The sequence below is a fragment of the Ruegeria sp. BB5 genome (genome assembly GCF_056539405.1).
Genome location: NZ_JBQFUX010000001.1, coordinates 804,705 through 828,197, shown reverse-complemented (window position 1 = coordinate 828,197; position 23,493 = coordinate 804,705). Strand labels below are relative to the sequence as shown.

Genomic DNA, 23,493 nt, shown 5'->3' with positions numbered 1-23,493 from the left:
AGTAGGAACGTGGCCAGATTGAAGCGGGACATCGGCCTCGTTGGGCTAACCTTCATCTCGGTTGGTGGAATCATTGGCTCCGGGTGGTTATTCGGTCCGCTGCTGGCGGTGCAACATGCAGGGCCTGCTGCCATCTTTTCATGGATCATTGGCGCCGCGGCCATGTTCATTCTGGCAATCACCTTCGCCGAAATATCGGCCATGCTGCCGATCCCAGGGGGCATCGCGCGGGTGCCGCAGTTTTCACACGGCAATATCGTCTCGATGACGATGGGTTGGACCGCGTGGATCGGCTATAACACCACCGCCCCGATCGAGGTCGAGGCGATGCTGAAGTACCTGGCCCCCTACGCCCCTTGGCTCCACACAGCAGACACAGGTGACCTGACTGGCGCGGGAATCACCGTGGCGCTGTTCTTCATGCTGCTGTTCGTCGCGGTTAACGCGTTAGGCGTCAAGTTCTTCACTCAGGTGAACGCGACACTGACATGGGCCAAGATCGCAATTCCAATCGTATTGGCCGCCTTGTTGATCGGCAATCGGTTCGACACTCAGAACTTCACTCAACCAGATGGATTCGCACCCTATGGGCTGCAAGGCATCATGGCTGCTGTCTCGACCGGAGGCGTTATCTTCTCCTTCATCGGCTTTCGTCATGTGGTTGATATGGCCGGCGAGGTTCGAAACCCCAAATTCGCCATCCCTGCCGCACTGATTCTGTCCATCGTGCTTTGCGCGTTGATCTATGTGGGCTTGCAAATCGCCTTCATCGGTGCGCTCGACTCGAAAATGCTGAGCAACGGTTGGGCCAGCTTGAGTTTCGGAGGTCAGGGCCCGTTGGACGGCGTCATCATATCGGTCGGGTTTGTCTGGTTCCTGAGCGTACTGAACATCGGATCGGTCATCGGTCCGTTCGGCAATGGTCTTGTCTCAACCGGATCAAATGCGCGGATCGCTATGGCTTTGGCAAAAAACGGATTTTTACCGTCGCGCCTGATGATGTTGTCGTCGTTCGGAGTGCCCCTTTGGGCACTGGCACTGAACTTTCTGATCGGCACCTTGTTTCTTTTGACGGTTCCCTTCACCACCGTCATCGCCTTGAATGGCGCCGCCATCGTGCTGTCTTTTGCGGTCGGTCCTATCGCCGTCGTGTGCCTGCGCCATCTGATGCCGGATCGCCCAAGATCCATCCGCATCCCCGCCGTGAAACTGGTTGCGGTCTCGGCCTTCGCCATCGCAACCCTTGTTGTTTATTGGAGCGGTTGGGACACGGTCTGGCGTCTGGGTATCGCCCTTGCCTTCGGGATGGCCCTGCTGCTGGTGCGGTTTCGCAACCGGTTGGATGAGATGGACGTGACCGAAGCGCTATGGCTGCTCCCTTATCTGGTGGGTGTCGGCCTGATCTCATATCTCGGACAGTTCGGGGATGGCGCGCTGAAGCAAATCCCGTTTGGGTGGGATATTGCGCTGTGCGTGTTGTTTTCTGCTGTGATCTTTGGGTTGGCAGTACGTTCTGCCCTGCCCCAGGAAAAGTTCCAGGAATACATCGACGAAGAAGAGATTCTGGACCCGAAAAAACCCATCATCGGGTTGTAAAAAAGGCGGGGTCTCCCCCGCCTTTGATCTGCTCAATGCGCTGTTGCCGATGGGCTGGCCCCTTCGGCCGCCTTGGCTGCTGCTGCGGCGGCCTCTTCTGCGGCTTCATCCCATTCGACAGGCTCAGGCTCGCGGATCAGCGCGTGTTTCAGAACTTCCGAGACATGTGTAACCGGGATGATTTCCAACCCTTCTTTCACGTTGTCCGGAATTTCCGCCAGATCCTTTTCGTTTTCTTCCGGGATCAGAACGGTCTTGATACCACCGCGCAGAGCCGCCAGCAGCTTTTCTTTCAAACCACCAATCGGCATCGCGTTACCACGCAGTGAAACCTCACCCGTCATCGCGATATCCTTGCGCACCGGAATACCGGTCAGCACAGACACGATCGAGGTCACCATCGCCAAACCGGCCGAAGGCCCATCTTTCGGTGTCGCGCCGTCCGGCACGTGGACGTGGATATCCAGCGAGTCAAACTTTGGCGGCTTCACCCCGATCTGAGGCGAGATTGACCGCACATAAGACGAGGCCGCATCGATGGATTCCTTCATCACATCGCCCAGCTTACCGGTGGTCTTCATCCGACCCTTACCCGGCAGTTTCAGCGCCTCGATATGCAGCAGGTCGCCACCTACGGATGTCCACGCCAGACCGGTGACCACACCGACCTGATCATCCTGTTCGGCCAGACCATAACGGAATTTCGGCACGCCCAGGAATTCATCCAGATTGTCAGGCGTAACAATGACTTCTTCCGCCTCATTCTTGATGATCTTGGTCAGCGATTTCCGCGCTACCTTGGCGATCTCACGCTCAAGGTTCCGCACGCCCGCTTCGCGAGTGTAAGTGCGGATCATCTTTTGCAGCGCCTCATCCGTCAGCTCAAACTCCTTGGCTTTCAGACCATGGTTTTTCACTTGTTTGCTGATCAGGTGCTGCTTGGCGATCTCGCTCTTTTCTTCTTCGGTGTAACCGGCCAGCGGGATGATCTCCATCCGGTCCAGCAGAGGCCCTGGCATGTTGTAGCTGTTCGACGTGGTCAAGAACATCACATTGGACAGGTCATATTCGACCTCAAGGTAATGGTCCATGAACGTGCTGTTTTGCTCAGGATCCAACACCTCAAGCATGGCCGAGGCCGGATCGCCACGGAAGTCCTGACCCATCTTGTCGATCTCGTCGAGCAGGATGAGCGGGTTCGTAGTTTTTGCCTTTTTCAGCGCCTGGATGATCTTGCCGGGCATCGAGCCGATATAGGTTCGACGGTGGCCGCGAATCTCGGATTCGTCGCGCACGCCACCCAACGAGATGCGAATGAACTCGCGCCCCGTTGCCCGTGCAACCGATTTACCCAAGCTGGTCTTACCAACACCCGGAGGACCGACAAGGCACAGGATCGGGCCCTTCAGCTTTTTCGAACGCTGTTGAACTGCCAGATATTCGACGATCCGTTCCTTGACCTTTTCCAGGCCATAGTGATCGGCATCCAGAATGTCCTGCGCCCGGCCCAAATCCTTTTTGACACGGGATTTGGTGCCCCACGGCAGTGACAGAATCCAGTCCAGATAGTTACGAACAACGGTGGCCTCAGCCGACATTGGGCTCATGTTGCGCAGCTTTTTCAGCTCGCCTTCGGCCTTTTCACGCGCCTCTTGCGACAGCTTGGTCTCGTTGATCTTGGCTTCTAGCTCAGCGACTTCATTACTGCCGTCCTCGCCGTCGCCAAGCTCCTTCTGAATGGCCTTCATCTGCTCATTCAGATAATACTCGCGCTGCGTCTTCTCCATCTGGGACTTGACGCGCGTCTTGATCTTTTTCTCGACCTGCAGAACCGACATTTCGCCCTGCATCAGACCATAGACCTTCTCAAGCCGCTCGCTAACGCTGAGGGTTTCCAGCAGTTCCTGCTTTTGCTCGACCTCGATACCCAGATGACCTGACACAAGGTCGGCCAGCTTGGCGGGTTCGGCGGTTTCACCAACGGCGGTCAAGGCTTCTTCGGGGATGTTTTTGCGCACTTTTGCGTAGCGCTCGAACTCATCCGCAACGGTACGCAGAAGCGCCTCGGTCGTGGTGACATCGCCCGGAATTTCGGTCAAATATTCGGCACGAGCCTCGAAAAACTCTTCATTTTCAAGGAACTCGGTGATCTGCACGCGTGCTTGACCTTCGACCAGCACCTTTACGGTACCATCGGGCAGCTTCAGCAACTGCAAAACATTGGCCAGAACACCCGAGCGGTAAATTCCGTCTTCTGCCGGGTCATCATCACCCGGATCAATCTGGCTAGACAGCAAAATCTGTTTGTCGTCCTGCATCACCTCTTCCAGTGCGCGGACGGATTTTTCCCGACCCACGAACAGCGGTACGATCATGTGCGGGAACACCACAATATCGCGCAGCGGAAGTACGGGGTATGAGGAATTAAGGGGCTCTTGCATGCTCAATCCTTATCGTTGGCAAGATGGCTCCGGTCCCTGTTCAGGCAACGCTCGGCCATCTCCTGTCTTGGACGATAAAGGTGGGGCCTCATCGCCCTTTTTCAACCTTACCGCCATGTATCGCGATTCAGAATGGCCCGAGGTTTAGCGGACTGCAAGGCGTCCAACGAACATATCCACGGAATTTAACAAAACATGCCAACAAGGCTTAGAATGCGTGCGTTAGAACACCCTTTGAACTGCACGAGACAGAAAAAACCCGTGCCCGTCCTCATTTTTGCACTCCAAACCCTTCTTCGAGGAATGGCAAACAAATCCACCGAATTTACCAGTCACACCATATTCGGCCCGATCAAATCCGTCGCGATGACGGTTGAGAGGACGGCACAGCATTTCGACCGGCCCGGTATTTGCCATGAAGAAATCATGCCCCCAATCGGATTGGCAATTAGACGGGCGCGGCATGGCTGGATCACCCCGGCGCTCAATGATGGTGCAGTAGATATCTGCGGTGTTCAACTCTTGTCCAACCGAGCATTGGATGTTTTCCGACGGAGTTTCAAAAGTCCAGACGTCGGCATAAGCCGACGTCACAATCGCAGATAGAACAAGTAAGAATCCAAATAGGCGAGGCATCGAAACCCCCGATGAAAAACGGAAAATACCTTGGTTAACAAGTCGGTAGATTACCAAAAAATCAGCAATTTGTCATCAAGGGTTCAGCGCTACAGCGGTTCGATATCGCCTTGCGCCCGCTGTGCGTGAAACTCTGCCTGCCATGCCTCGAATGTTCCGGCTGCAATGGCATCTCGCATGCCCTGCATGATTTCCTGAAAGTAATGCAAGTTGTGCCAGGTCAACAGCATGCCCGAGATCATCTCGTTAGACCGGAACACGTGATGAAGGTAGGCCCGCGAATAGTTCGAACAGGCCGGGCAAGAGCATGCCTCATCCAGCGGTCGCGGATCATCGGCGTGACGGGCGTTCTTGATGTTCACAACGCCATAGCGAGTGAACACCTGGCCAGTGCGCCCCGAACGTGAAGGCAAGACGCAGTCCATCATGTCGATGCCACGCGCAACTGCGCCGACGATGTCGTCCGGCTTGCCGACCCCCATCAAATAACGCGGTTTATCGGTGGGCAAGAAGTCAGGCGCATAGTCGAGGCAATCGAACATCGCTTCCTGCCCCTCACCCACAGCCAGACCACCGACTGCGTAACCTTCGAAACCGATGGCTTTCAGGGCCTCAGCGCTTTCTTCGCGCAAGTCCTGTTCCAAACCGCCTTGCATAATGCCGAACAACGCGTGACCAGGGCGATCCCCGAAGGCATCGCGTGAGCGTTCGGCCCAACGCATCGACAGGCGCATCGACTCGGCGATGCGGTCGCGGTCGGCAGGCAAGGCGGGGCATTCGTCGAAACACATGACAATGTCAGACCCCAGCAAGCGCTGAATCTCCATCGACCGTTCCGGCGTCAGCTCGTGTTTGGATCCATCGACATGGGATTTGAACGTCACGCCCTTTTCGGTCAGCTTGCGCAGACCGGCCAGTGACATGACCTGAAACCCACCCGAGTCCGTCAGAATGGGCCGGTCCCAGTTCATGAATTTGTGCAACCCACCCAACCGGTCAATACGTTCCGCCGTGGGACGCAGCATCAGGTGATAGGTGTTGCCCAGCAGAATATCCGCCCCGGTCGCCCGCACACTTTCCGGCATCATCGCCTTGACCGTCGCTGCGGTGCCCACGGGCATAAAGGCCGGCGTGCGCACTTCGCCCCGCGGCGTGTTAATCACACCGGTTCTGGCCTTGCCATCGGTGGCTTTCAGGTCAAATGAAAAACGCTCTGTCATGGAGGGTGCCTCGGGGTCTCTGAACCGGGCAGCATTTGCCCGATCTGTCGGTCCAATGCAACCCGTCAGGGAAGCGAGGCGACGCGGTCTGTGAACAGATGCACCACCCCTGCCCCATCTACATCCCGACACACACGAACCGGAGGTCGCGAACGATCGGGACGAGTCGCGCCAACTTCAGCCCCCTCGGTCACCACGCGCAACCCTGTTTCGATCATATCGAACATCGGTTCATGGGTGCAGGCAATCACAGCCGTCGAGTCGTGTAACCCACATCCCTCTAGCCCGCCAACCTCTTTGTAGAACTTCAAATAGAACCGAGAGATATCGCGCAGGAACCCACCCATATTCGGTGATCGGCCCGCCAACGCCTCGAAATCCGCGGTTTCATAAAGGGTTTTCAACGTTACATCCAAACCCACCAATACGGTCTGTGGTGGTGCAGCGAAAACCACATCTGCAGCCTGGGCGTCGTGATAGATGTTGGCTTCGGCGAACTGAGTGACGTTTCCGGGGCAGTAGACCGCGCCCCCCATGATCACCAACCGTTTGATATTTTTCGCAAACTGCGGATCCAAACGCATAGCAGCGGCGACATTCGTCAGTGGACCAACTGCGCAAACGACTAACTCGTCCTTATGTTTACGCGCCATATCCACCAAAAACTCAGCCGCTGTCAGCGTATGATTGGCCCCAATCTCTGGAATCTCGGTCACATCGCCAAAACCTTCAGGCCCATGCACATGATCCGAGGGGTCATGACTACTTTGTCCCACTGCAAAGGCCGCACCTTCGGCCACTGGTACTTCCAACCCCAGTTTATCCAGCAAAAACCGCGCATTGCGGCTGGATTGGTGAATGTGTGTATTACCGAAAACCGTCGTCAGACCGATCAGGTCAATCTCGGGCGCGGCAGCGGCATAAGCGATGGCCATGGCATCGTCGATGCCGGGGTCTGTATCAATGATCAATTTCATAGCGCCCGATACCGCAAACAAGACGGGATGCAAAGCGGTCACATTCCTGAATTTCCACCCCGCATCCGCAGCTTCAAAGATTTGCATCTGCGACTGTTCACCCCATACCAGAGTTGAAATCGGGCGACTCAATCCCCACATGTATACCATAGTACACAATAAAAGAGGACAGATATGATCGAAGACCAGATTATTGGCTTGCTGACGTCCAATATCATTTACGTGCTGGCGGCGGTGCTGATCGTCGTTGTCATTTTCAAGGGCATTAAAATCGTCCCTCAATCGGAAAAATACGTGGTCGAACGGTTTGGCCGCCTGCATTCGGTGCTTGGCCCCGGCATCAATTTTATCGTTCCTTTTCTAGATGTTGCACGTCACAAGATATCTATTTTGGAACGCCAGTTGCCCAACGCGACCCAAGATGCGATTACCAAAGACAATGTTCTTGTGCAGATCGACACCTCGGTGTTTTATCGCATTCTCGAACCGGAAAAGACGGTGTATCGTATCCGTGACGTAGACGGTGCGATTGCGACAACTGTGGCCGGTATCGTACGGGCGGAAATCGGTAAAATGGACTTGGATGAGGTCCAATCGAACCGCGCACAACTGATCGAACGCATTCAGGAAAGCGTCGAAACCGCCGTGGACGACTGGGGTATCGAAGTGACCCGGGCCGAGATTCTGGACGTGAATTTGGATCAGGCCACCCGCGACGCGATGCTGCAGCAGCTGAACGCGGAACGCGCCCGCCGTGCGCAGGTAACCGAGGCCGAAGGTCAAAAGCGCTCGGTCGAGCTGCAGGCAGATGCCGAACTGTATGCCGCCGAGCAAACCGCCAAGGCGCGCCGCATTCAGGCCGAGGCTGAAGCTTATGCAACCGGCGTGGTCGCCAAGGCCATTCAGGACAACGGCATTGAAGCCGCGCAATATCAGGTTGCCCTGAAGCAGGTCGAGGCTCTGAACGCCCTGGGCAACGGCACCGGTTCGCAAACGATCGTTGTGCCCGCCAATGCGCTGGAGGCCTTTGGCGACGCCTTCAAGATGCTGAAAGGAGGAAAATAATGGCCGATCCCTTCTGGCTGACCTGGTGGCTATGGCTGGCCGGAGCGCTGGCCTTGGGTATCCTTGAGATCGTACTGCCCGGTTTTATCTTTCTGGGCTTTGCGATCGGGGCCGCTGTTACAGGGGTGTTGCTGGTTATCCCCGGTCTCACACCGTCTCTGCCAATCCTTCTGTTGATCTTTGCGGCACTGTCGCTGATCGCCTGGTTGGTGTTGCGCCGCGTGTATTCCCTGCCCCATGGTCAGGTGAAAACCTTCCGGCACGACATTAACGATTAAAAGTTTCTGGCGCCCCTCAGGGGGCGTCATTGCGCCTCTGGACGCTGCCGTTGGCTTTCCCTATATAATTGCTCAGGTAACAGACCCGAGGCACAAATGACTCATCCGAGTGAACACCTAGAAGGCACCCCGCTGATTGCACCTTCGAGCGTTGAACACCCCCTATATGACAACGTGGTAGAAGCCTGCCGCTCGGTCTTTGACCCTGAAATTCCAGTGAATATCTACGACCTTGGTCTGATCTACACGATTGACATCACTCAAGAAAACGCGGTGAAAATCATCATGACGCTAACCGCACCCGGCTGCCCGGTTGCCGGTGAAATGCCTGGTTGGATCGTCGAAGCGGTAGAGCCCGTCGCGGGCATCAAAGAGGTTGACGTCGAGCTAACATGGGAACCCCCCTGGGGCATGGAAATGATGTCCGACGAAGCGCGACTTGAGCTTGGCTTTATGTAAGCCGGGCAAATATCCCCCTGACATAAAAGCTTTATATTTCTGTCATCACCGCGTTGAAAAACCGTTACCAAAACCTGGTGATAGTTTCCACGTGTCCATGCTTGCATCCCACCAAGCGCTGGCCGGGCCTGTGCTTGCCCCCCCGTTAAAGACCCGGCTTAACGACCAGAACACTAGACCGCTCTTGCCCGAGAGCGGTCTTTTTCATGGCAAAGCACAACTTATTGCACGCCACATTTGGATTTAATTTCCGCCGCTCGTTCATCCAAGGCTTCTACATAATCGCCTGACAACATGGACAATCTCTTGTTTTCGGTTCCTGTTATTAGACCCAAAAGCGCCCCAGCGGGCAGAATTGATACCACACTTTCCACTTGCTGATCCTGCGCATGCTTTTTTTCGGCCGCAATTGCGCGCAGGTCACCTTCGGCAGTTGCACAATTAACGGGGTGTCTTTCCAGCTTTGCCTCAGCTAAAGCCACGCTTGCAAGTAACGGAGACATGGCAACAACCGACGCCAATGCAATGCTTTTGCAGGTAAAATTAATCTTGGTCATTTTGCTTCACCCTATATCTAACTGCCTGAAATTACCCGTGCTCAGCTAAGGTCAGCATGTTTCAAAACGCAAGAACAATCATCAACGCTCCGAATTGTTAGGTAAGAATGGCTGCTATGCCTTGAGCCATTGTCCTGTCGGTACTAAATTGAAGGCTACGCGCGACAACGGAGATCACAATGTTCGGCATTCCCGGCAAACAGGCTGTGACCATGACGCCTAAGGCGGCAGAGCAGATTGCCCGCCTGATGGATACTGGCGGCCATGCGGGCCTGCGCATCGGCATCAAAAAAGGTGGCTGCGCTGGCATGGAATACACGATGGACTATGTCGATCAGCCAGAAACGAACGACGAAGTCGTAGAACAGGATGGCGCGCGGATCATGATTGCACCGATGGCGCAGATGTTCTTGTTCGGAACCGAGATCGACTATGAGGTCTCGCTGCTGGAATCCGGGTTCAAGTTCCGCAATCCAAATGTCGTTGACGCTTGTGGGTGTGGCGAATCGATTAAGTTCGACGAAAAACTGTCTTCTCAATCTTAAGTCCCCCGAAGTTGACGACCCCCTACCTTCGACTGCGGTGGACGCTGCCGTTTTGATGGCTGCGCTGGAACCGCAATTGTCAGCCCGAGCTGGCGATGCTATCCGGTTCCAGAATTTACGAATTTCAAGGAGATCGGGATATGCGGCGCAAGCTGGCGGCTGGGAATTGGAAGATGAACGGAACCACAGCAGCGCTGAGCGAGTTGGACGCTCTGGCCCGCGCCTTTCCTTCGCCGACGATCGACATTCTGATCTGCCCGCCTGCAACGTTGCTGCACCGTGCCGCCGAAACTGTTCGCGAGACCGGTGTCGCCACTGGAGGACAGGACTGTCACGCTGCGCCCTCGGGCGCGCACACGGGTGATATCAGCGCGGATATGCTGGTCGATGCCGGAGCCAATGCCGTCATTCTGGGCCATTCCGAACGTCGCGAAGATCACGGTGAACAGAACGAAACCGTCCGCGCCAAGGCCCGCGCAGCCATGGATGCCGGGTTGAAGGCGATCATTTGCGTCGGCGAAAGTCTGGAACAGCGTGAGGCCGCCAATACGCTGGATATCATCGGCGGCCAATTGTCGGGTTCGATCCCGGATCAGTCGACCGGTGAGAACCTGATCGTCGCTTATGAGCCGATCTGGGCCATCGGCACTGGAAAGGTGCCTACGCTGGACGAAATCGGAGAGGTTCACGACTTTATCCGCAACCGTCTAGAGCGGCGCTTCGGTGGAGGAGTCGGGCGGTCCGTGCGCCTGCTGTATGGGGGGTCGGTCAAGCCCGACAATGCCGCCGATATCTTTGCCGTGTCGAATGTGGACGGCGCGCTTGTCGGTGGCGCCAGCCTGAAGGCGCAGGACTTCTCGGGCATTATTGATGCGCTGCAAAAGGCCTGAGCGGCAGCTCAGGCCAGTTTCATTATCACCAGACCTGTCACGATCAGAACCGCCGCGATGATACGCGCGGCATTTACTGTTTCGCCCAACAGCATGATTCCGACAAGAAACGCCCCTACTGCGCCGATGCCGGTCCAAATAATATAGGCCGTGCCCAAGGGCAGTGTACGCATCGCAATGGCCAACAAACCGAACGAGCCAACCATGGACACCCCCATGATGGCGGTCGGCCAAAGCCGCGTGAAGCCCGCGGATTGCTTCATGGCGACGGCCCACACGATTTCAAGCAGGCCAGCGAACAAAAGATATATCCAGGACACAAGGACACCTCGAAACTCTTCGGGTCGTCCCGAATGATCACCCGTTGTGGGGAGGTCGTCCTCTGCCACCGATGTGGGAAGGTTGGCCACAACTTCAAGTGGCTGGCAAAGAAAAAGGCCGGGCAGATTGCGCTGCCCGGCCTGAACGAAGGGTTCTCTTCGCTAGTTCGTTATGATTTCCGGCCCCATGAAGGTATTGGGCAGGAAGGTCGATATCCACGGGATATACGTCACCATGATCAGGAAGACGAACAGGACGGCCAGGAACGGCAGCGCCGCCTTCACCACACCCATCATCGGCATGCCCGCCACGCCGGATGTCACGAACAGGTTCAAACCGACTGGGGGCGTGATCATCCCGATCTCCATGTTCACCACCATGATGATGCCCAGATGGATCGGGTCGATGCCCAGCTCAATCGCAATCGGAAAGACCAGTGGTGCAACGATGACCAGTAGACCCGAAGGCTCCATGAACTGACCGCCAATCAGTAGGATCACGTTAACCACGATCAGGAACGTCACCGGCCCCAGACCAGCCGAGAGCATGGCGCTGGCGATGTGCTGTGGCACCTGTTCGTCTGTCAGCACATGCTTCAGGATCAGCGCGTTGGCAATGACGAACAGCAGCGTGACGGTCAGCTTACCGGCCTCGAACAAGGTGTGTTTGGTGTCAGGGTGGAAGAAGGCCGTGATCAGTGCATAGGGTTTCTTGATCAGCGACAGGTTCGCCTGACCCTCTTCCGTGCTAAGTGGCCCCATATCCTTGTAGACAAAGCTAGCAATCAGGAACGCGTAGACGGCCGCCACAGCCGCAGCTTCGGTTGGGGTAAAGATACCGCCATAGATCCCGCCAAGGATGATGACGATCAGGAACAGCCCCCAACCGGCTTCGCGTGCCGAGGTAAAGACCTCGCCCCACCCTTTCCATTCACCTTTCGGCAGGTTCTTGACCTTAGCCATGACATAGATGGTGATCATCAGCATCAGACCGGCCATCAGGCCCGGAATAACACCGGCAAGGAACATACGCCCAACCGAGACTTCAACGGCCGCGGCATACACAACCATCACGATTGACGGTGGGATCAGAATGCCCAGCGTACCCGCGTTACAGATCACACCGGCGGCAAATTCCTTGGAATAACCCACTTGGCGCATCCCTGCGATCACAATCGAGCCGATGGCCACAACAGTCGCCGGAGACGATCCGGACAGCGCCGCGAACAACATACAGGCAAACACGCCCGCGATTGCAAGACCGCCCGGCAAATGGCCCACACAGGCAATCGAAAACCGGATGATCCGCCGCGCTACACCGCCCGTCGTCATGAATGATGACGCGAGGATAAAGAACGGGATCGCCAGCAGTGTGAAATGCCCCTCAAACGCTTCGAACAACGTGCCAGCCACCGAAGCCAGCGAACTGTCGGAATACATAAGAAGGAACAGGGTCGAGCTTAGGCCCAGAGCCACCGCTATCGGAACCCCGATCAGCAGCAGGCCGATGACCATCGAGAAAAGGAATACAACGTCCATCAGTCATGCTCTCCTTGCTGAGCGCGCACTTCTTCGATCTCGTCCTCAACCTCATGGCTGGCGACAATGCGATCGGCCTCGCCCCGCCAAATCTGAATGGCGGCCTGCGTAAAGCGGATCACCAGCAGCAGCATCGACAACGGTAGGATGAAATACGGGACGACTTTAGGCAGTTTCTCGTAGGCCTCGTCGTAGTTGATCATCGCTTCCAGGAATCGCAGCGGCGCGACCATGGGGATATCGTCGACCTCGTAGAAACTCTGACTACGGGCGTCGAAATTGAAACCTGTCGGGAACCAACGGCCCGACGTGGGCGGCAGATCAGCGAATACAGCCCAATAGTCATACGCGCCTTTGAGCATCAGCAGCGAAAACACCAGACAGCACCCCACTGCAACTAACGCCAGAACGCGACGTGGCGCCGGGGCCAGCATATTCAGGATGGCATCCACACCAAGATGCGCGTGCTTTTTCACCGCATATGACGCCCCCAGCAGCACCAGCCAGCCAAAGGTGAACACCGTCAGCTCAAGCGCCCACAGAATGTTGGAATTGAACACGAACCGCGCGATCACATTGGCAAAGGTCACGGCCGTCATCAGGCCCAGCAACAACGCGATCAGGGTTTCTTCGATATGGTCGACCAGCCCGCCTTGGCCGGATTTCGCACCAGACATCTCTTTAGTCCCCGCAAATTTTTTGTGATGAGAGTAATAGCGGGCGGGCCTGTTATGTCGGCCCGCCCGGCCTGCGCGTCAGCAACTCCCCAGCCCCCTGACGCGCGGCCTCAACCAGGATCAGAACCCGGCGTTGATTGCCTGAGCAGCGTCGATCTTGTCCTGACCCACGTCGTCGGCGAACTTGTCCCAAACCGGTTTCATTGCATCGACCCAGGCCTGACGCTGTTCGGGGTTCAGATCACGAATGATTCCACCCGCGTCGGTGATCGAGGCTTTGGCCGCTTCGTTCACAGAAAAGGCTTCTTTGTTCCGGGTCTCGGTAACCTCTGCCAGAATGGTCAGAAACTGTTCACGCACTTCTGGATCAAGGCTGTCCAGCCAATCCACCGAGGTTACGACCAGATAGTCGATAATGCCGTGGTTGGTCTCGGTGATGCCGTCCTGCACCTCAAAGAACTTCTTGCCATAGATGTTCGACCAGGTGTTTTCCTGCCCGTCCACAACGCCCTGTTGCAGCGCGCCGTACACTTCCGAGAAAGCCATTTTCTGCGGGCTGCCGCCGATGGCCTCCATCTGTGCAACCAGCACGTCCGAGGACTGCACGCGGAACTTCAGGCCATCCGCATCCGACGGATCAACCAGCGGTTTGTTGGCCGACATCTGCTTCATGCCATTGTGCCAGAACGCCAGACCTTGCAGGCCACGGCGCTGCATGCTGTCTTTCATTGCCTGACCTTCCGCCGAGGCCTGGAATGCATCCACAGCGTCGATGTTCTTGAACATGAACGGCAGGTCAAACAGGCGAAACTGCTTAGTGAACTTCTCGAATTTCGACAGCGACGGTGCAGCCAATTGCACGTCGCCCTGCAGCATCGCCTCAAGCACTTTGTCGTCGTTATAAAGTGTTGAGTTCGGATAGACCTCAACGCACATCACGCCGTTCATCTCATCATTCACGCGCTGTTCCAGCAGCGATGCCGCGATGCCTTTGGGGTGCTTATCAGTGTTCGTCACATGCGCAAACTTCACAACGATTTCACCATCGTCGCAAGCCGCCATGCCAGTCGTGGCAATTGCGGACAGTGCAATCGCCGTTGCAGCGGTTGTCAGAAATTTCATCAGCCTTTTCCTCCCGGACTTCCTAGATACTCCAATTGGCGCTTGATCAGCGCCGGATGCCGGGAAGTGAACTGAATCAGCAGGTACGGCTCAACGATTTGTTACAATGCGCCACATTCGAATTTTTTCCCTTTTAAATTAGTCTGTTAAATGGTGAACTTTCAATTAACCTATTACGCAACATGACCCGCTGTGTGAAAATCCGCACACGCTTGACGATCGTTGTGCGGATTCTCGCACTTCTCTCGAATCACTTCGAAAGAATCAGGTCTCTCTTGGCTTGATCCAACCGCAGCCCGCACCAGCGGGCTGCACTGCCCAACGCCTTTAACCGCATGATAATGCGGTCAAAGGGGGCGGGAGAACCTGCGACTACCTGCGGTAATCCTCTGGGCGAATCTGATATCTGGCCAGTTTGTCATAGAAGGTTTTGCGCGGCAGCTTCAGCGCCTTTGCCGCCTCTGATGCCTTGCCGTTGTGCCGCCCCAGCGCTGCAATCAGCAATGACCTCTCAACCCGCGCCATCTGTTCGCTCAGCCCCAAGTCGACGGCTTGTGAAACCTCTTCGGGCATCCCCAGAACAAACCGCATCGCCGCAGACATCAAGGATCGCGCGTTCCCTGGCCATTCTCTGACCATGAGCGTGGCGAGATGATCCGATGTTATCTCGGGTTCCGCAATGCCCGACTGTTCGGCGGCCTGAGCCACATAGTGGCGAAAGATCACCGGTATATCCTCAGGCCGTTCCGCCAAAGACGGAATGCGCACGCGCATCACATCCAAGCGATAGAACAGGTCCGCATGAAACCGCCCCTCAGCAGACAGTGCGGCCAAATCCGCCGTTGTGCCCGCCAAAATACGCGCGCCCACGCCCTGCTCGACCAACTCCAGCGCGGCATACTGAGTGGCCTCTGGCATAGCTGAAATCTCATCCAAAAACAGTGATCCCCCCGCGGCATCTTCGCAGACCTGGACCAGCGCCTCAGGCGTCAGACCCGATGACGGCTGTTTCACGAACGAGCCATGAACCTGCGGCGACATCAGATGAACGACCTCGGCCACTTTCGAAATCCCGCTGCCTGCGGGCCCGGTAACCAAAACTTCGGCCCCGGTGGGGGCGACGGTCCGAACACGCTCTCTCAACGCTTCGGCCTGTGCGGATAGACCGAACAGCAATCGCGCGGCCGGATCTCCGCGCATCAGTTCGTTCTTCAAGGCACGCCGTTCCAGAACCTGAGCGCGAGCAGCAAAAGCCTTATTCAACACCTCAAGCAGGTCCGCAGCCGCACAGGGTTTTTCCAGAAAATCGAAAGCGCCCTGTCCCATGGCCCGCACAGCCATGGGAATATCCCCTTCGCCTGTCAACAGAACAACCGGCAGTTCCGGGTCGACCTCATTCGCGTAGTTCAAAAGGTGAAACCCGTCCCGCCCCGGCATGCGGATATCCGACACGATCACACCTGGAAAATCATCACGAATGTGGTCCTTGGCCGCCACAAACGACCCCGCCGTGACCGGATGGTATTCTGCTAATTCCAGCGTCTGCGCCAATGCCTCGCGAACGGCGGCGTCATCATCGACCAATAGAACCTTGCGCGTCATGCCACTTTATCTTCCCGGTAGTATTCAAGCTCGACCGTAAACATCGCACCTGTTCCGGCGTTGGACCCCCGAATGTTACCGCCAAAACTCTGTACCAGACCATACGAGATCGAAAGGCCAAGACCCATCCCTTCGGACGAACCAACAGCCTTTGTCGTGTAGAACGGCTCGAACAGTTTTTCCGTGTTTTCAATGCCCGGCCCGATATCTCGCACTGTAACAGTCAGCTTCTTTCCGTTGTTGATTGCAATTCGAATAAGCCGATCATCCTGCTGGCTCATCGCGTCTGCGGCGTTGTTGATAAGGTTTACAAAGACCTGAACCAGCCGCACTTCCCCGCCCCACGCATATACCGGCGTTTCTGAAGGATGCCATTCCATCGTCACGCTCTCGGCACGCAGGCGCGCTTCGGTCAGCTCCACAGCCGTGTCAATCACCTGAACCAGATCGACCTTGCCCATTGGCTCACGTTCATTGCGGGCAAAAGCGCGCAGGTTTTTGATGATCCGCGCCATCCGGGCGGCCATATCAGAAATGCGTGTCAGGTTTTCGCCAGCCTTTTCTGCGCGGCCTCGCGACAGGAACGCAGCCCCATTGTCAGCAAATTGCCGGATTGCCATCAGAGGCTGATTCAATTCATGGCTGATGCCCGCCGACATCTGACCCAGGGCGCTCAGTTTGCCGGCCTGAATAAGCTCTTCCTGCGCGTGTTTCAACGCGGCCTCAGCCTCTTGCCGCTCGTGAACCTCGCGGCGCAAAGCAGTGTTGACCGCCGTCAGAGCATGGGTGCGCTCGGCGACGCGAATCTCAAGTTCCGAATTGGCCTCGGCCAGGGTACGCCTGCGCTCGGTCGCCAGAAACAGCAGGGCGCCAAAGGCCAGGCAGATCGCCGCAACGGTAGCCGCCTGCAATCCGGCCAGTCGCCGTGCGGGCGCCACATCCATGACCACTTCGCCCGTCATACCGATCACCGGCAAATCCCGACTGAGATGTAAGGCGCGCTGCGGCAGGTATGGCCCCCACCCTAGCTGCCATAACTCGAACGAACCAAGGCGGGTTTCGGAAAACACAACCCTTTCACCGCTCGGAGGGATCAATCCCAATTGCCCCTCTGTGCGTTGCCAAAACAACAATTCAGATCGGTTGGAAATGAACACCAAGCCGGTGCGATCAACAAAGTATACGGCTTCGGTGCTACCGCGCCAGGTCTGCTCGATACCCTCGACATCGGCGATGACGATCAAAGCGCCTAAGACCTTACCATTCGGTGCAAAGTCCGGCGCAGCGTAGGTGAAAATCCGGCTTCCCATCTTGGGCAGGACGCCGTGGGAACTGCCCAATGCGCCTTGCATCGCACGTTCGAACGCAGGTTGACCCGAAACATTGCCGCCTACAACGTCATGCGCTGCCGCCAATACGCGCCCCGAAGCATCAGCATACAAAACATCGACAGCCGCAGTTTTGTCGGCAACCTCCAGCAACAAGGCACGGGCAACAGCCAAATCCACAGGATTGTTCAGGTTGCGCAATTCAGGGTGCCCTGACATTAGAACGGCCAGCTCCTGATACACCTGCAACTGAGTACTGAGCCGATCTGCAGCCAATTCCAGATCCGCTTCTGCCTTTTCACTCAGCTGCGACAGCGCCTGCCGATACCCATAAGACCACACCCCGGCGGACAACAGCCCGACGGCACACAGAAAACCCAAGATCAACCAAACCCTTTGCATGACTTAGGGTCTTGCATTCGACGGACCACATGGCAAGTCTGCCGAGCATGAAGACGGTGTTCCAATCCCCGGTCGAACCGGATTTTTTTCAAAACCCCTATCCGTTCTATGACGCCGTCCGTGCGCATGGGGACCTTGTATATTGGGAGGATTACCAGAAGGTCGCAGCAGTTTCGCACCGGGCTGTACAGGCCTTCCTGAAAGATCGCCGCTTTGGTCGGGAGGTTCCCACCGAACTGCAACGCCCTGGGCCCGACCACTTGGCACCCTGGTTGATGACCGAGGCGCATTCCCTGCTTGAGGCTGAACCACCCCGCCACACGCGGCTGCGCGCACTGGTCATGCGCGCCTTTACGTCGCGTGCGATTGTCGCGTTGGAACCTTCCATCCAAGACCTCAGCCACAGCTTGATCGACCAATTCCCCGGCACGCCTTTCAACCTTTTGGACGCGTTTTGCACGCAGGTTCCCGTGATCACCATCTGCCGTCTTCTGGGTGTACCCGAAGAAATGTCGCCGGATCTGTTACGATGGTCGCATGCCATGGTGGCAATGTATCAGGCCAGCCGGACACGCCAGACCGAGGACAAAGCCGCAGACGCCGCGCGTGATTTTACACTTTTCCTCACTGACTATATCGAACAGCGCCGGACCGATCCCCAGGACGATCTGATCACCCGCTTGATCGCGGCCGAGGAAGAGGGTGAAAAGCTTTCGCACGATGAACTGGTCGCCAGCTGCATATTGCTGCTGAATGCGGGGCATGAGGCGACGGTTCATTCATTGGGCAACGGTGTGAAAACGGTTCTGCAACTAGGATTTGACCCCCGAACTTGTGATCCGGACAGGTTGGTCGAGGAAATCCTGCGTTACGATCCGCCCCTGCATATGTTCACGCGCTATGCGTATGAAGATGTTGAGGTTTTCGGCCACGACTTCAAACGTGGAGAAGAGGTTGCCCTGCTACTGGGTGCCGCAAACCGTGACCCTTTGATCTGGAGCGATCCGGGGCGCTTTGACCCCTCGCGCCCGATTGTCACCAATACCAGTTTCGGTGGCGGTTTGCATTTCTGCGTCGGTGCCCCGCTGGCCCGGTTAGAGATGCGAATTGCGTTACAAGCGTTGTTCGACCGATGCCCAGAGCTGCGCTTGGTCGACGAACCGGGTTATTCGAATACCTATCATTTCCACGGGCTGACCCGGTTGATGGTTCAGCTCTAAGCGGCTTTAGCTTTCGATCAGCGCATTCAGCGGCAGCATTGTGGTGGATTTGATCTCTTCCATCGACAGCAAGGCGGTCACGTTATGCACGCGCACCTCGGAAATTAGGGTCTGATAGAAGACGTCATAGGCCCGCGCGTTTTTGACCCGCACCTTCAGGATATAGTCAATGTCACCGGCCAGTCGGTGTGCCTCTTGCACTTCGGGCCGGTCACGCAGGGCCTTGAGGAACTTGCGCTGCCATTCTGCCTCATGTTCAGAGGTTCGGATCAGAACGAAGAATGTGGCCTCAAACCCCAGCGCTTCGGCGTCCAGCAAAACGGTCTGCTGACCGATGACTCCGGCCCCTTTCAGCTTGCGGATTCGATTCCAGACGGGGGTCTTGGAGCTGCCGACACGGGCGGCTATTTCATCCAGCGATTGGCTGGCATCGCGCTGTAGCTCGGCCAAAATTTTCCGATCCGTGTCATCTATCCGCACCGACATTCCAATTTTCCCTTTGTTTCGAAACCAGCGTCCCAATTGGCGATGCCAGAAGAACATTTGTCCTTATTTGGTCGCCCATATGGCGCAATACCGGGAATATTTCCTATATTGCAGATCAAGTCAAACCAAGCGGAACAGAACATGCAGTTTACGCATTCATATGATGGCACAGGGCACGTCGACTTTGTCGGCGCAGGTCCGGGCGATCCGGAATTGCTGACGCTCAAGGCGCTGAAAGCCTTCGCGCGCGCTGACGTCGTACTGCATGACCGCCTGATCAGCGCCGAGGTTCTGGAACTGGCTGGCAAGACCGCCGTTCTGGTCGATGTTGGCAAGGCCGGGTTTGGTCCGTCATGGAAGCAGGAAGACATTGATGCCTTGCTGGTGGATTACGCTCTGAAAGGTCAGCGCGTGGTACGGTTGAAGTCTGGCGATCCGACCGTTTTCGGGCGCCTGGATGAAGAGATCGAAGCGGTTGAGGCCGCAGGCATCACCTGGCAAATCGTGCCTGGCATCACTGCTGCGTCGGCAGCCGTCGCCGGGATTGGTCAAAGCCTGACCCGCCGTGGCCGCAACTCGTCCGTGCGCATCCTGACCGGCCATGACATGAAAGGATTTGCCGATCACGACTGGACCGCGCTGGCAAGTGCTGGTTCCGTTGCGGCGATCTATATGGGTAAGAAATCCGCCCGCTTCATTCAGGGCCGCCTGATCATGCACGGTGCCGACCGGGACACACCGGTGACGCTGGTCGAAAATGCCTCGCGCCCCGATCAACGCATTCTGGCCACCAATCTGGACCAACTGCCCAATGACCTGGCCGCCGCTGAAATGGACGGCCCCGCCCTGACCTTTTATGGCCTCGCCCCGCGCCAAGCGGCCCAGGCCCTGACCGAATTCAAGAAGGAGCACGCCTGATGGCCCGCGCTTTTACCCCCAAAGTAGTGACCGCCAACGATCTGTTGGAAGGTGACGTCATTTACCTGACCGAGGACGACCGCTGGTCGCGTGATCTGCGCGAAGCGGAACTGATCACTGACGAAGCACATGCGCAGGTTCGCTTGCTGGATGCCCAACGCCAGGCCAACAAGATTGTCGGTGCCTATCTGGCGGATGCCGTCGCTGGCGCAACCGGCCCCGAACCCACCCATTTCCGCGAGGATTTCCGCCGTACCGGCCCGTCAAACTATGCCCACGGCAAGCAGGAAACAGCAACGCAGCCCCGGGCCTGACCTCTGGCCTAATCTCTCCCCTTCAAGGCCCCTTGGTATCGGGGCTGCAACTAAGGACAGCTAGACATGTATCGCTACTCCGAATTTGACCACGATTTTCTGGCAGAGCGTAACGCACAGTTCCGCGCCCAGGTCGAGCGCCGCATTGACGGTTCGCTGACCGAAGATGAATTCAAGCCCTTGCGCCTGATGAACGGCCTGTATCTGCAGTTGCACGCCTATATGCTGCGCGTCGCGATCCCTTACGGCACGCTGTCCAGTGCGCAAATGCGCCAGCTGGCTCTGCTGGCCGAGAAATGGGACAAGGGCTATGGCCATTTCACCACCCGCCAGAACATTCAGTACAACTGGCCGAAACTGAACGACGTTCCGGATATGCTGGACGCGCTGGCCGAGGTTGGCATGCATGCCATCCAGACCTCGGGCAACACCATCCGCAACGTGACAGCCGACCATTTTGCCGGCGCCGCGGCTGATGAGGTCGCCGATCCACGCCCCTATGCCGAACTTCTGCGCCAGTGGTCCACCGACCACCCGGAATTCCAGTTCATGCCGCGTAAGTTCAAGATTGCCATCACCGGCTCGGAAGAGGACCGCGCCGTGATCAAGGCGCATGACATTGGCCTGCAACTGATCGAGCGTGACGGCGTTCTGGGTGCTCGCGTTATCGTGGGTGGTGGTCTGGGCCGCACGCCGATGATTGGCAAGGAACTATCCGAATTCGTCGCCTTTGACGACCTGTTGGCGTATCTCGAAGCCACCGTTTCTGTGTGGAACCAGATCGGTCGCCGCGACAACAAGTACAAGGCGCGCATCAAAATCACCGTGCATGAGCATGGTATCGACGCCATCCGCGCCAAGGTGAACGAACGCTTCCTGAAGGTTCGCCCGCAGTTCAAAGGCGCGGATATGAACCTGCTGGAAGAAATCAAAGGCCACTTTGCGCCTCCGGCCTTCCGTGAAGGTTCGGTTGCCTCGTTCGAGAGTGCCTACACCAATGATCCGGTTTTTCGGTCGTGGGTCGACACCAACATCGCGCCACACAAGAACGCAGACCATGCGATCGTCACGATCTCGATCAAAAAGCACGGCCAGACGCCGGGCGATGCAACTGCCGAGCAAATGCGCGTAATGGCCGATCTGGCCGAAGAGTTCGCCTATGACGAACTGCGCATCAGCCATGAGCAAAACGTGATCCTGCCGCACGTCCACAAGTCGGACCTGCCCGCGATCCACGCGAAGCTGAAAGAGTACGAGCTGGCGACCGCCAACATCGGCCTGATCAGCGACATCATCGCCTGCCCTGGCATGGACTACTGCGCCCTGGCGACAGCGCGCTCAATCCCTGTTGCCCAGGAAATCGCGACACGCTTTGATGACCTCAAGCTTGAGCATGATATCGGCCACCTGAAGATCAAGATCTCGGGCTGCATCAACGCCTGTGGTCACCACCACGTTGGTCATATCGGTATTCTGGGTCTAGACCGTGCAGGCGTCGAAAACTACCAGATCACTCTGGGTGGTGACGGCACCGAGAACGCGGCCATCGGCGATCGCACGGGTCCCGGCTTTGCCTATGACGAAATCGTGCCTGCCGTGGAACGCATCGTTGACACGTATCTTGAGCAACGCGAAAGCGCAGAGGAAGAATTCCTGCAAACCTATCGCCGGGTAGGCATGGCACCATTCAAGGCTGCCCTCTACCCCGAGGCGCAGGCCAATGCCGCTTGACCTAATCCAGACGGAACTGGGTAAAGATCGTGCTGAACTGACCGAACAGGTCGAAGCACTGAACGCCCAGTTCCGCCATCACAGCGCTCATGATGTGATGCACGGCGCGATTGAAGAGATCGACGAGCTTGCTCTGGTCTCAAGCTTTGGGGCTGAATCGGTTGTGCTGCTGCATATGGCGGCTGTGGTGAACAAGGCCACACCGGTTTTGTTTGTGGATACGCAAATGCTGTTTACCGAAACGCTGGAATACCAGCAGGAGGTGAGCGAGCGTTTGGGCCTGTCGAATGTCCGCATCATTCGGGCCGAGGACGAAGACCTTGAGCGTGACGACCCATACGGTGCTTTGCGGCTGAACGACATGGATGCGTGCTGCAACCTGCGCAAGACCTTCCCACTGCAAAAGGCACTGGCGGGATTCGACGGCTGGATTACCGGGCGCAAACGGTTCCAGTCCGGCTCGCGGTCCGCCCTGGATTTCTTTGAGGTCGAGGACGGAACCGGTCGGATCAAGGTCAACCCGCTGGCCCATTGGGCGCCCGAAGATGTGCGCGCCTATATGGAAGAGAACAACCTGCCCCGGCATCCGCTGGTGGCCAAAGGATACCCTTCGATCGGTTGTGCGCCCTGCACTTCGCCGGTCAAAGAGGGCGAAGATCCCCGCGCCGGACGTTGGCGCGATCAGAACAAGGAAGAATGCGGCATCCATTTTGTCGATGGTAAGATGGTGCGCGCAGGAGAGAAAACATGAACGTAATCGTAACGGATACGGGGTTCGCCCCAGATGACTGGACCGATGGCTTTGTCACACTGGAAGATGCGGCCAATGATGTGGTCGCACTTGACGTGGCCTCGGATACGGACCCGGATGAGTTGTTTGACCGCCTAGGCAACGCCAAAATGGTGCGTGTGGATTTTCCATCCTCGGCCGATGGTCGCGGCTTCACCATTGCACGTGTCCTGCGCCTGAAAGGTTACACCGGTCGCCTTCGTGCCAAGGGTCATGTGCTGGCCGACCAATACGCGATGGCCCGCCGCAGTGGCTTTGACGAGGTCGAGATTGATCACGCGCTTGCCAATCGTCAGACGGAAGATCAGTGGCTGGCCCGCGCTAACTGGAAAGATCACCACTATCAGGACCGCCTGCGCGGCTGAGATCGCAATCGCCAG

At 56.9% G+C, this 23,493-nt stretch carries 24 protein-coding genes; 12 read left to right on the top strand and 12 right to left on the bottom strand.

Translation table 11 applies throughout. The features are described from left to right. Positions 1 to 9 precede the first annotated feature (9 nt). On the top strand, positions 10 to 1,596 hold the full coding sequence (locus ACR0DL_RS04060; protein ID WP_480687702.1) for an APC family permease: 1,587 nt from the start codon (positions 10 to 12) through the stop codon (positions 1,594 to 1,596). Positions 1,597 to 1,628: 32 nt separating this feature from the next. Here ACR0DL_RS04060 and lon read toward each other — a convergent pair whose 3' ends face one another. The 4 genes from lon to ACR0DL_RS04040 form a co-directional block, all read right to left on the bottom strand. Continuing rightward, positions 1,629 to 4,037, bottom strand: a complete 2,409-nt coding sequence (gene lon, locus ACR0DL_RS04055) for an endopeptidase La (protein WP_480687700.1) — start codon at positions 4,035 to 4,037, stop codon at positions 1,629 to 1,631. 222 nt (positions 4,038 to 4,259) lie between these two features. Next, positions 4,260 to 4,673: a DUF6636 domain-containing protein gene (locus ACR0DL_RS04050; RefSeq protein WP_480687698.1), complete on the bottom strand. Its 414-nt coding sequence runs from the start codon at positions 4,671 to 4,673 to the stop codon at positions 4,260 to 4,262. An 89-nt stretch (positions 4,674 to 4,762) separates the two neighbouring features. Then, positions 4,763 to 5,893: a tRNA guanosine(34) transglycosylase Tgt gene (tgt, locus tag ACR0DL_RS04045; protein ID WP_480687696.1), complete on the bottom strand. Its 1,131-nt coding sequence runs from the start codon at positions 5,891 to 5,893 to the stop codon at positions 4,763 to 4,765. Between the two features lie 65 nt (positions 5,894 to 5,958). Then, on the bottom strand, positions 5,959 to 6,870 hold the full coding sequence (locus ACR0DL_RS04040) for a nucleoside hydrolase (protein WP_480688470.1): 912 nt from the start codon (positions 6,868 to 6,870) through the stop codon (positions 5,959 to 5,961). A gap of 174 nt (positions 6,871 to 7,044) precedes the next feature. On the opposite strand from ACR0DL_RS04040, the gene ACR0DL_RS04035 reads away from it, so the two are divergent. From ACR0DL_RS04035 to ACR0DL_RS04025, 3 genes are all read left to right on the top strand, one after another. Next, the gene (locus tag ACR0DL_RS04035; RefSeq protein ID WP_170348566.1) at positions 7,045 to 7,935 is read left to right on the top strand and encodes an SPFH domain-containing protein; all 891 of its coding nucleotides are present in this window, start codon (positions 7,045 to 7,047) and stop codon (positions 7,933 to 7,935) included. Then, positions 7,935 to 8,213 carry an NfeD family protein gene (locus tag ACR0DL_RS04030; protein WP_170348565.1) on the top strand — a complete coding sequence of 93 codons (279 nt, stop codon included), beginning with the start codon at positions 7,935 to 7,937 and terminating at the stop codon, positions 8,211 to 8,213. The genes ACR0DL_RS04035 and ACR0DL_RS04030 overlap by 1 nt, the downstream gene beginning before the upstream one ends. 96 nt (positions 8,214 to 8,309) lie before the next feature. Beyond that, entirely contained in the window at positions 8,310 to 8,672 is a 363-nt protein-coding gene (locus tag ACR0DL_RS04025) for an SUF system Fe-S cluster assembly protein (protein ID WP_170348564.1), read from the top strand. A 221-nt stretch (positions 8,673 to 8,893) separates the two neighbouring features. Here ACR0DL_RS04025 and ACR0DL_RS04020 read toward each other — a convergent pair whose 3' ends face one another. Next, complete coding sequence (locus tag ACR0DL_RS04020; RefSeq protein ID WP_480687694.1) at positions 8,894 to 9,229, bottom strand: hypothetical protein; 336 nt, start codon at positions 9,227 to 9,229, stop codon at positions 8,894 to 8,896. Positions 9,230 to 9,408: 179 nt separating this feature from the next. On the opposite strand from ACR0DL_RS04020, the gene ACR0DL_RS04015 reads away from it, so the two are divergent. Further along, on the top strand, positions 9,409 to 9,774 hold the full coding sequence (locus ACR0DL_RS04015) for a HesB/IscA family protein (protein ID WP_170358258.1): 366 nt from the start codon (positions 9,409 to 9,411) through the stop codon (positions 9,772 to 9,774). A gap of 140 nt (positions 9,775 to 9,914) precedes the next feature. Beyond that, positions 9,915 to 10,664 carry a triose-phosphate isomerase gene (gene tpiA / locus ACR0DL_RS04010; protein ID WP_480687692.1) on the top strand — a complete coding sequence of 250 codons (750 nt, stop codon included), beginning with the start codon at positions 9,915 to 9,917 and terminating at the stop codon, positions 10,662 to 10,664. An 8-nt stretch (positions 10,665 to 10,672) separates the two neighbouring features. On the opposite strand, the gene ACR0DL_RS04005 is transcribed toward tpiA, so the two are convergent. The 6 genes from ACR0DL_RS04005 to ACR0DL_RS03980 form a co-directional block, all read right to left on the bottom strand. Then, positions 10,673 to 10,984: a DMT family transporter gene (locus ACR0DL_RS04005; protein ID WP_480687690.1), complete on the bottom strand. Its 312-nt coding sequence runs from the start codon at positions 10,982 to 10,984 to the stop codon at positions 10,673 to 10,675. A 162-nt stretch (positions 10,985 to 11,146) separates the two neighbouring features. Then, positions 11,147 to 12,523: a TRAP transporter large permease gene (locus tag ACR0DL_RS04000; RefSeq protein WP_170348559.1), complete on the bottom strand. Its 1,377-nt coding sequence runs from the start codon at positions 12,521 to 12,523 to the stop codon at positions 11,147 to 11,149. Next, on the bottom strand, positions 12,523 to 13,200 hold the full coding sequence (locus tag ACR0DL_RS03995) for a TRAP transporter small permease (protein WP_170348558.1): 678 nt from the start codon (positions 13,198 to 13,200) through the stop codon (positions 12,523 to 12,525). The genes ACR0DL_RS04000 and ACR0DL_RS03995 overlap by 1 nt, the downstream gene beginning before the upstream one ends. 120 nt (positions 13,201 to 13,320) lie before the next feature. Beyond that, the gene (locus ACR0DL_RS03990) at positions 13,321 to 14,322 is read right to left on the bottom strand and encodes a DctP family TRAP transporter solute-binding subunit (RefSeq protein ID WP_302476798.1); all 1,002 of its coding nucleotides are present in this window, start codon (positions 14,320 to 14,322) and stop codon (positions 13,321 to 13,323) included. A gap of 372 nt (positions 14,323 to 14,694) precedes the next feature. Then, positions 14,695 to 15,924 (bottom strand): sigma-54-dependent transcriptional regulator, encoded by a 1,230-nt coding sequence (locus tag ACR0DL_RS03985; protein ID WP_170577534.1) that lies wholly within the window; start codon positions 15,922 to 15,924, stop codon positions 14,695 to 14,697. After that, positions 15,921 to 17,654 (bottom strand): sensor histidine kinase, encoded by a 1,734-nt coding sequence (locus ACR0DL_RS03980; protein WP_480687688.1) that lies wholly within the window; start codon positions 17,652 to 17,654, stop codon positions 15,921 to 15,923. The genes ACR0DL_RS03985 and ACR0DL_RS03980 overlap by 4 nt, the downstream gene beginning before the upstream one ends. Positions 17,655 to 17,701: 47 nt before the next feature. Between ACR0DL_RS03980 and ACR0DL_RS03975 the strand changes: the two genes are divergently transcribed. Then, on the top strand, positions 17,702 to 18,874 hold the full coding sequence (locus ACR0DL_RS03975; protein ID WP_480688468.1) for a cytochrome P450: 1,173 nt from the start codon (positions 17,702 to 17,704) through the stop codon (positions 18,872 to 18,874). Between the two features lie 6 nt (positions 18,875 to 18,880). Here the strand turns inward: ACR0DL_RS03975 and ACR0DL_RS03970 are convergent, their stop codons facing one another. Then, the gene (locus ACR0DL_RS03970) at positions 18,881 to 19,360 is read right to left on the bottom strand and encodes an Lrp/AsnC family transcriptional regulator (protein WP_170348555.1); all 480 of its coding nucleotides are present in this window, start codon (positions 19,358 to 19,360) and stop codon (positions 18,881 to 18,883) included. A gap of 141 nt (positions 19,361 to 19,501) precedes the next feature. Between ACR0DL_RS03970 and cobA the strand changes: the two genes are divergently transcribed. The 5 genes from cobA to ACR0DL_RS03945 all read left to right on the top strand — a co-directional run bounded on the left by cobA (position 19,502) and on the right by ACR0DL_RS03945 (position 23,478). Then, a complete protein-coding gene (gene cobA, locus ACR0DL_RS03965) occupies positions 19,502 to 20,278 on the top strand; it encodes a uroporphyrinogen-III C-methyltransferase (RefSeq protein ID WP_480687686.1) in 777 nt (258 codons plus the stop codon). Beyond that, complete coding sequence (locus ACR0DL_RS03960; protein WP_170348553.1) at positions 20,278 to 20,592, top strand: DUF2849 domain-containing protein; 315 nt, start codon at positions 20,278 to 20,280, stop codon at positions 20,590 to 20,592. Before cobA ends, ACR0DL_RS03960 begins: the two co-directional genes overlap by 1 nt. A 66-nt stretch (positions 20,593 to 20,658) precedes the next feature. Further along, entirely contained in the window at positions 20,659 to 22,323 is a 1,665-nt protein-coding gene (locus ACR0DL_RS03955; protein ID WP_170348552.1) for a nitrite/sulfite reductase, read from the top strand. Beyond that, the gene (locus ACR0DL_RS03950; protein WP_170348551.1) at positions 22,313 to 23,074 is read left to right on the top strand and encodes a phosphoadenylyl-sulfate reductase; all 762 of its coding nucleotides are present in this window, start codon (positions 22,313 to 22,315) and stop codon (positions 23,072 to 23,074) included. The genes ACR0DL_RS03955 and ACR0DL_RS03950 overlap by 11 nt, the downstream gene beginning before the upstream one ends. Next, entirely contained in the window at positions 23,071 to 23,478 is a 408-nt protein-coding gene (locus ACR0DL_RS03945) for a DUF934 domain-containing protein (RefSeq protein WP_170348550.1), read from the top strand. The genes ACR0DL_RS03950 and ACR0DL_RS03945 overlap by 4 nt, the downstream gene beginning before the upstream one ends. The last annotated feature ends 15 nt before the right edge of the window (positions 23,479 to 23,493 follow it).

Excerpts from the sequence above, each read along its gene's own strand:
- ACR0DL_RS03960 (WP_170348553.1), top strand. The coding sequence starts at position 20,278 with ATGGCCCGCGCTTTTACCCCCAAAGTAGTGACCGCCAACGATCTGTTG.
- ACR0DL_RS04030 (WP_170348565.1), top strand. The coding sequence starts at position 7,935 with ATGGCCGATCCCTTCTGGCTGACCTGGTGGCTATGGCTGGCCGGAGCG.
- ACR0DL_RS03985 (WP_170577534.1), bottom strand. The coding sequence starts at position 15,924 with ATGACGCGCAAGGTTCTATTGGTCGATGATGACGCCGCCGTTCGCGAG.
- ACR0DL_RS03995 (WP_170348558.1), bottom strand. The coding sequence starts at position 13,200 with ATGTCTGGTGCGAAATCCGGCCAAGGCGGGCTGGTCGACCATATCGAA.
- ACR0DL_RS03950 (WP_170348551.1), top strand. The coding sequence starts at position 22,313 with ATGCCGCTTGACCTAATCCAGACGGAACTGGGTAAAGATCGTGCTGAA.
- ACR0DL_RS03955 (WP_170348552.1), top strand. The coding sequence starts at position 20,659 with ATGTATCGCTACTCCGAATTTGACCACGATTTTCTGGCAGAGCGTAAC.
- ACR0DL_RS04000 (WP_170348559.1), bottom strand. The coding sequence starts at position 12,523 with ATGGACGTTGTATTCCTTTTCTCGATGGTCATCGGCCTGCTGCTGATC.
- ACR0DL_RS04015 (WP_170358258.1), top strand. The coding sequence starts at position 9,409 with ATGTTCGGCATTCCCGGCAAACAGGCTGTGACCATGACGCCTAAGGCG.
- tpiA (WP_480687692.1), top strand. The coding sequence starts at position 9,915 with ATGCGGCGCAAGCTGGCGGCTGGGAATTGGAAGATGAACGGAACCACA.
- ACR0DL_RS03990 (WP_302476798.1), bottom strand. The coding sequence starts at position 14,322 with ATGAAATTTCTGACAACCGCTGCAACGGCGATTGCACTGTCCGCAATT.
- lon (WP_480687700.1), bottom strand. The coding sequence starts at position 4,037 with ATGCAAGAGCCCCTTAATTCCTCATACCCCGTACTTCCGCTGCGCGAT.
- tgt (WP_480687696.1), bottom strand. The coding sequence starts at position 5,893 with ATGACAGAGCGTTTTTCATTTGACCTGAAAGCCACCGATGGCAAGGCC.
- ACR0DL_RS04040 (WP_480688470.1), bottom strand. The coding sequence starts at position 6,870 with ATGAAATTGATCATTGATACAGACCCCGGCATCGACGATGCCATGGCC.
- ACR0DL_RS03975 (WP_480688468.1), top strand. The coding sequence starts at position 17,702 with ATGAAGACGGTGTTCCAATCCCCGGTCGAACCGGATTTTTTTCAAAAC.
- ACR0DL_RS04020 (WP_480687694.1), bottom strand. The coding sequence starts at position 9,229 with ATGACCAAGATTAATTTTACCTGCAAAAGCATTGCATTGGCGTCGGTT.
- cobA (WP_480687686.1), top strand. The coding sequence starts at position 19,502 with ATGCAGTTTACGCATTCATATGATGGCACAGGGCACGTCGACTTTGTC.
- ACR0DL_RS04050 (WP_480687698.1), bottom strand. The coding sequence starts at position 4,673 with ATGCCTCGCCTATTTGGATTCTTACTTGTTCTATCTGCGATTGTGACG.
- ACR0DL_RS04035 (WP_170348566.1), top strand. The coding sequence starts at position 7,045 with ATGATCGAAGACCAGATTATTGGCTTGCTGACGTCCAATATCATTTAC.
- ACR0DL_RS03945 (WP_170348550.1), top strand. The coding sequence starts at position 23,071 with ATGAACGTAATCGTAACGGATACGGGGTTCGCCCCAGATGACTGGACC.
- ACR0DL_RS03970 (WP_170348555.1), bottom strand. The coding sequence starts at position 19,360 with ATGTCGGTGCGGATAGATGACACGGATCGGAAAATTTTGGCCGAGCTA.
- ACR0DL_RS03980 (WP_480687688.1), bottom strand. The coding sequence starts at position 17,654 with ATGCAAAGGGTTTGGTTGATCTTGGGTTTTCTGTGTGCCGTCGGGCTG.
- ACR0DL_RS04025 (WP_170348564.1), top strand. The coding sequence starts at position 8,310 with ATGACTCATCCGAGTGAACACCTAGAAGGCACCCCGCTGATTGCACCT.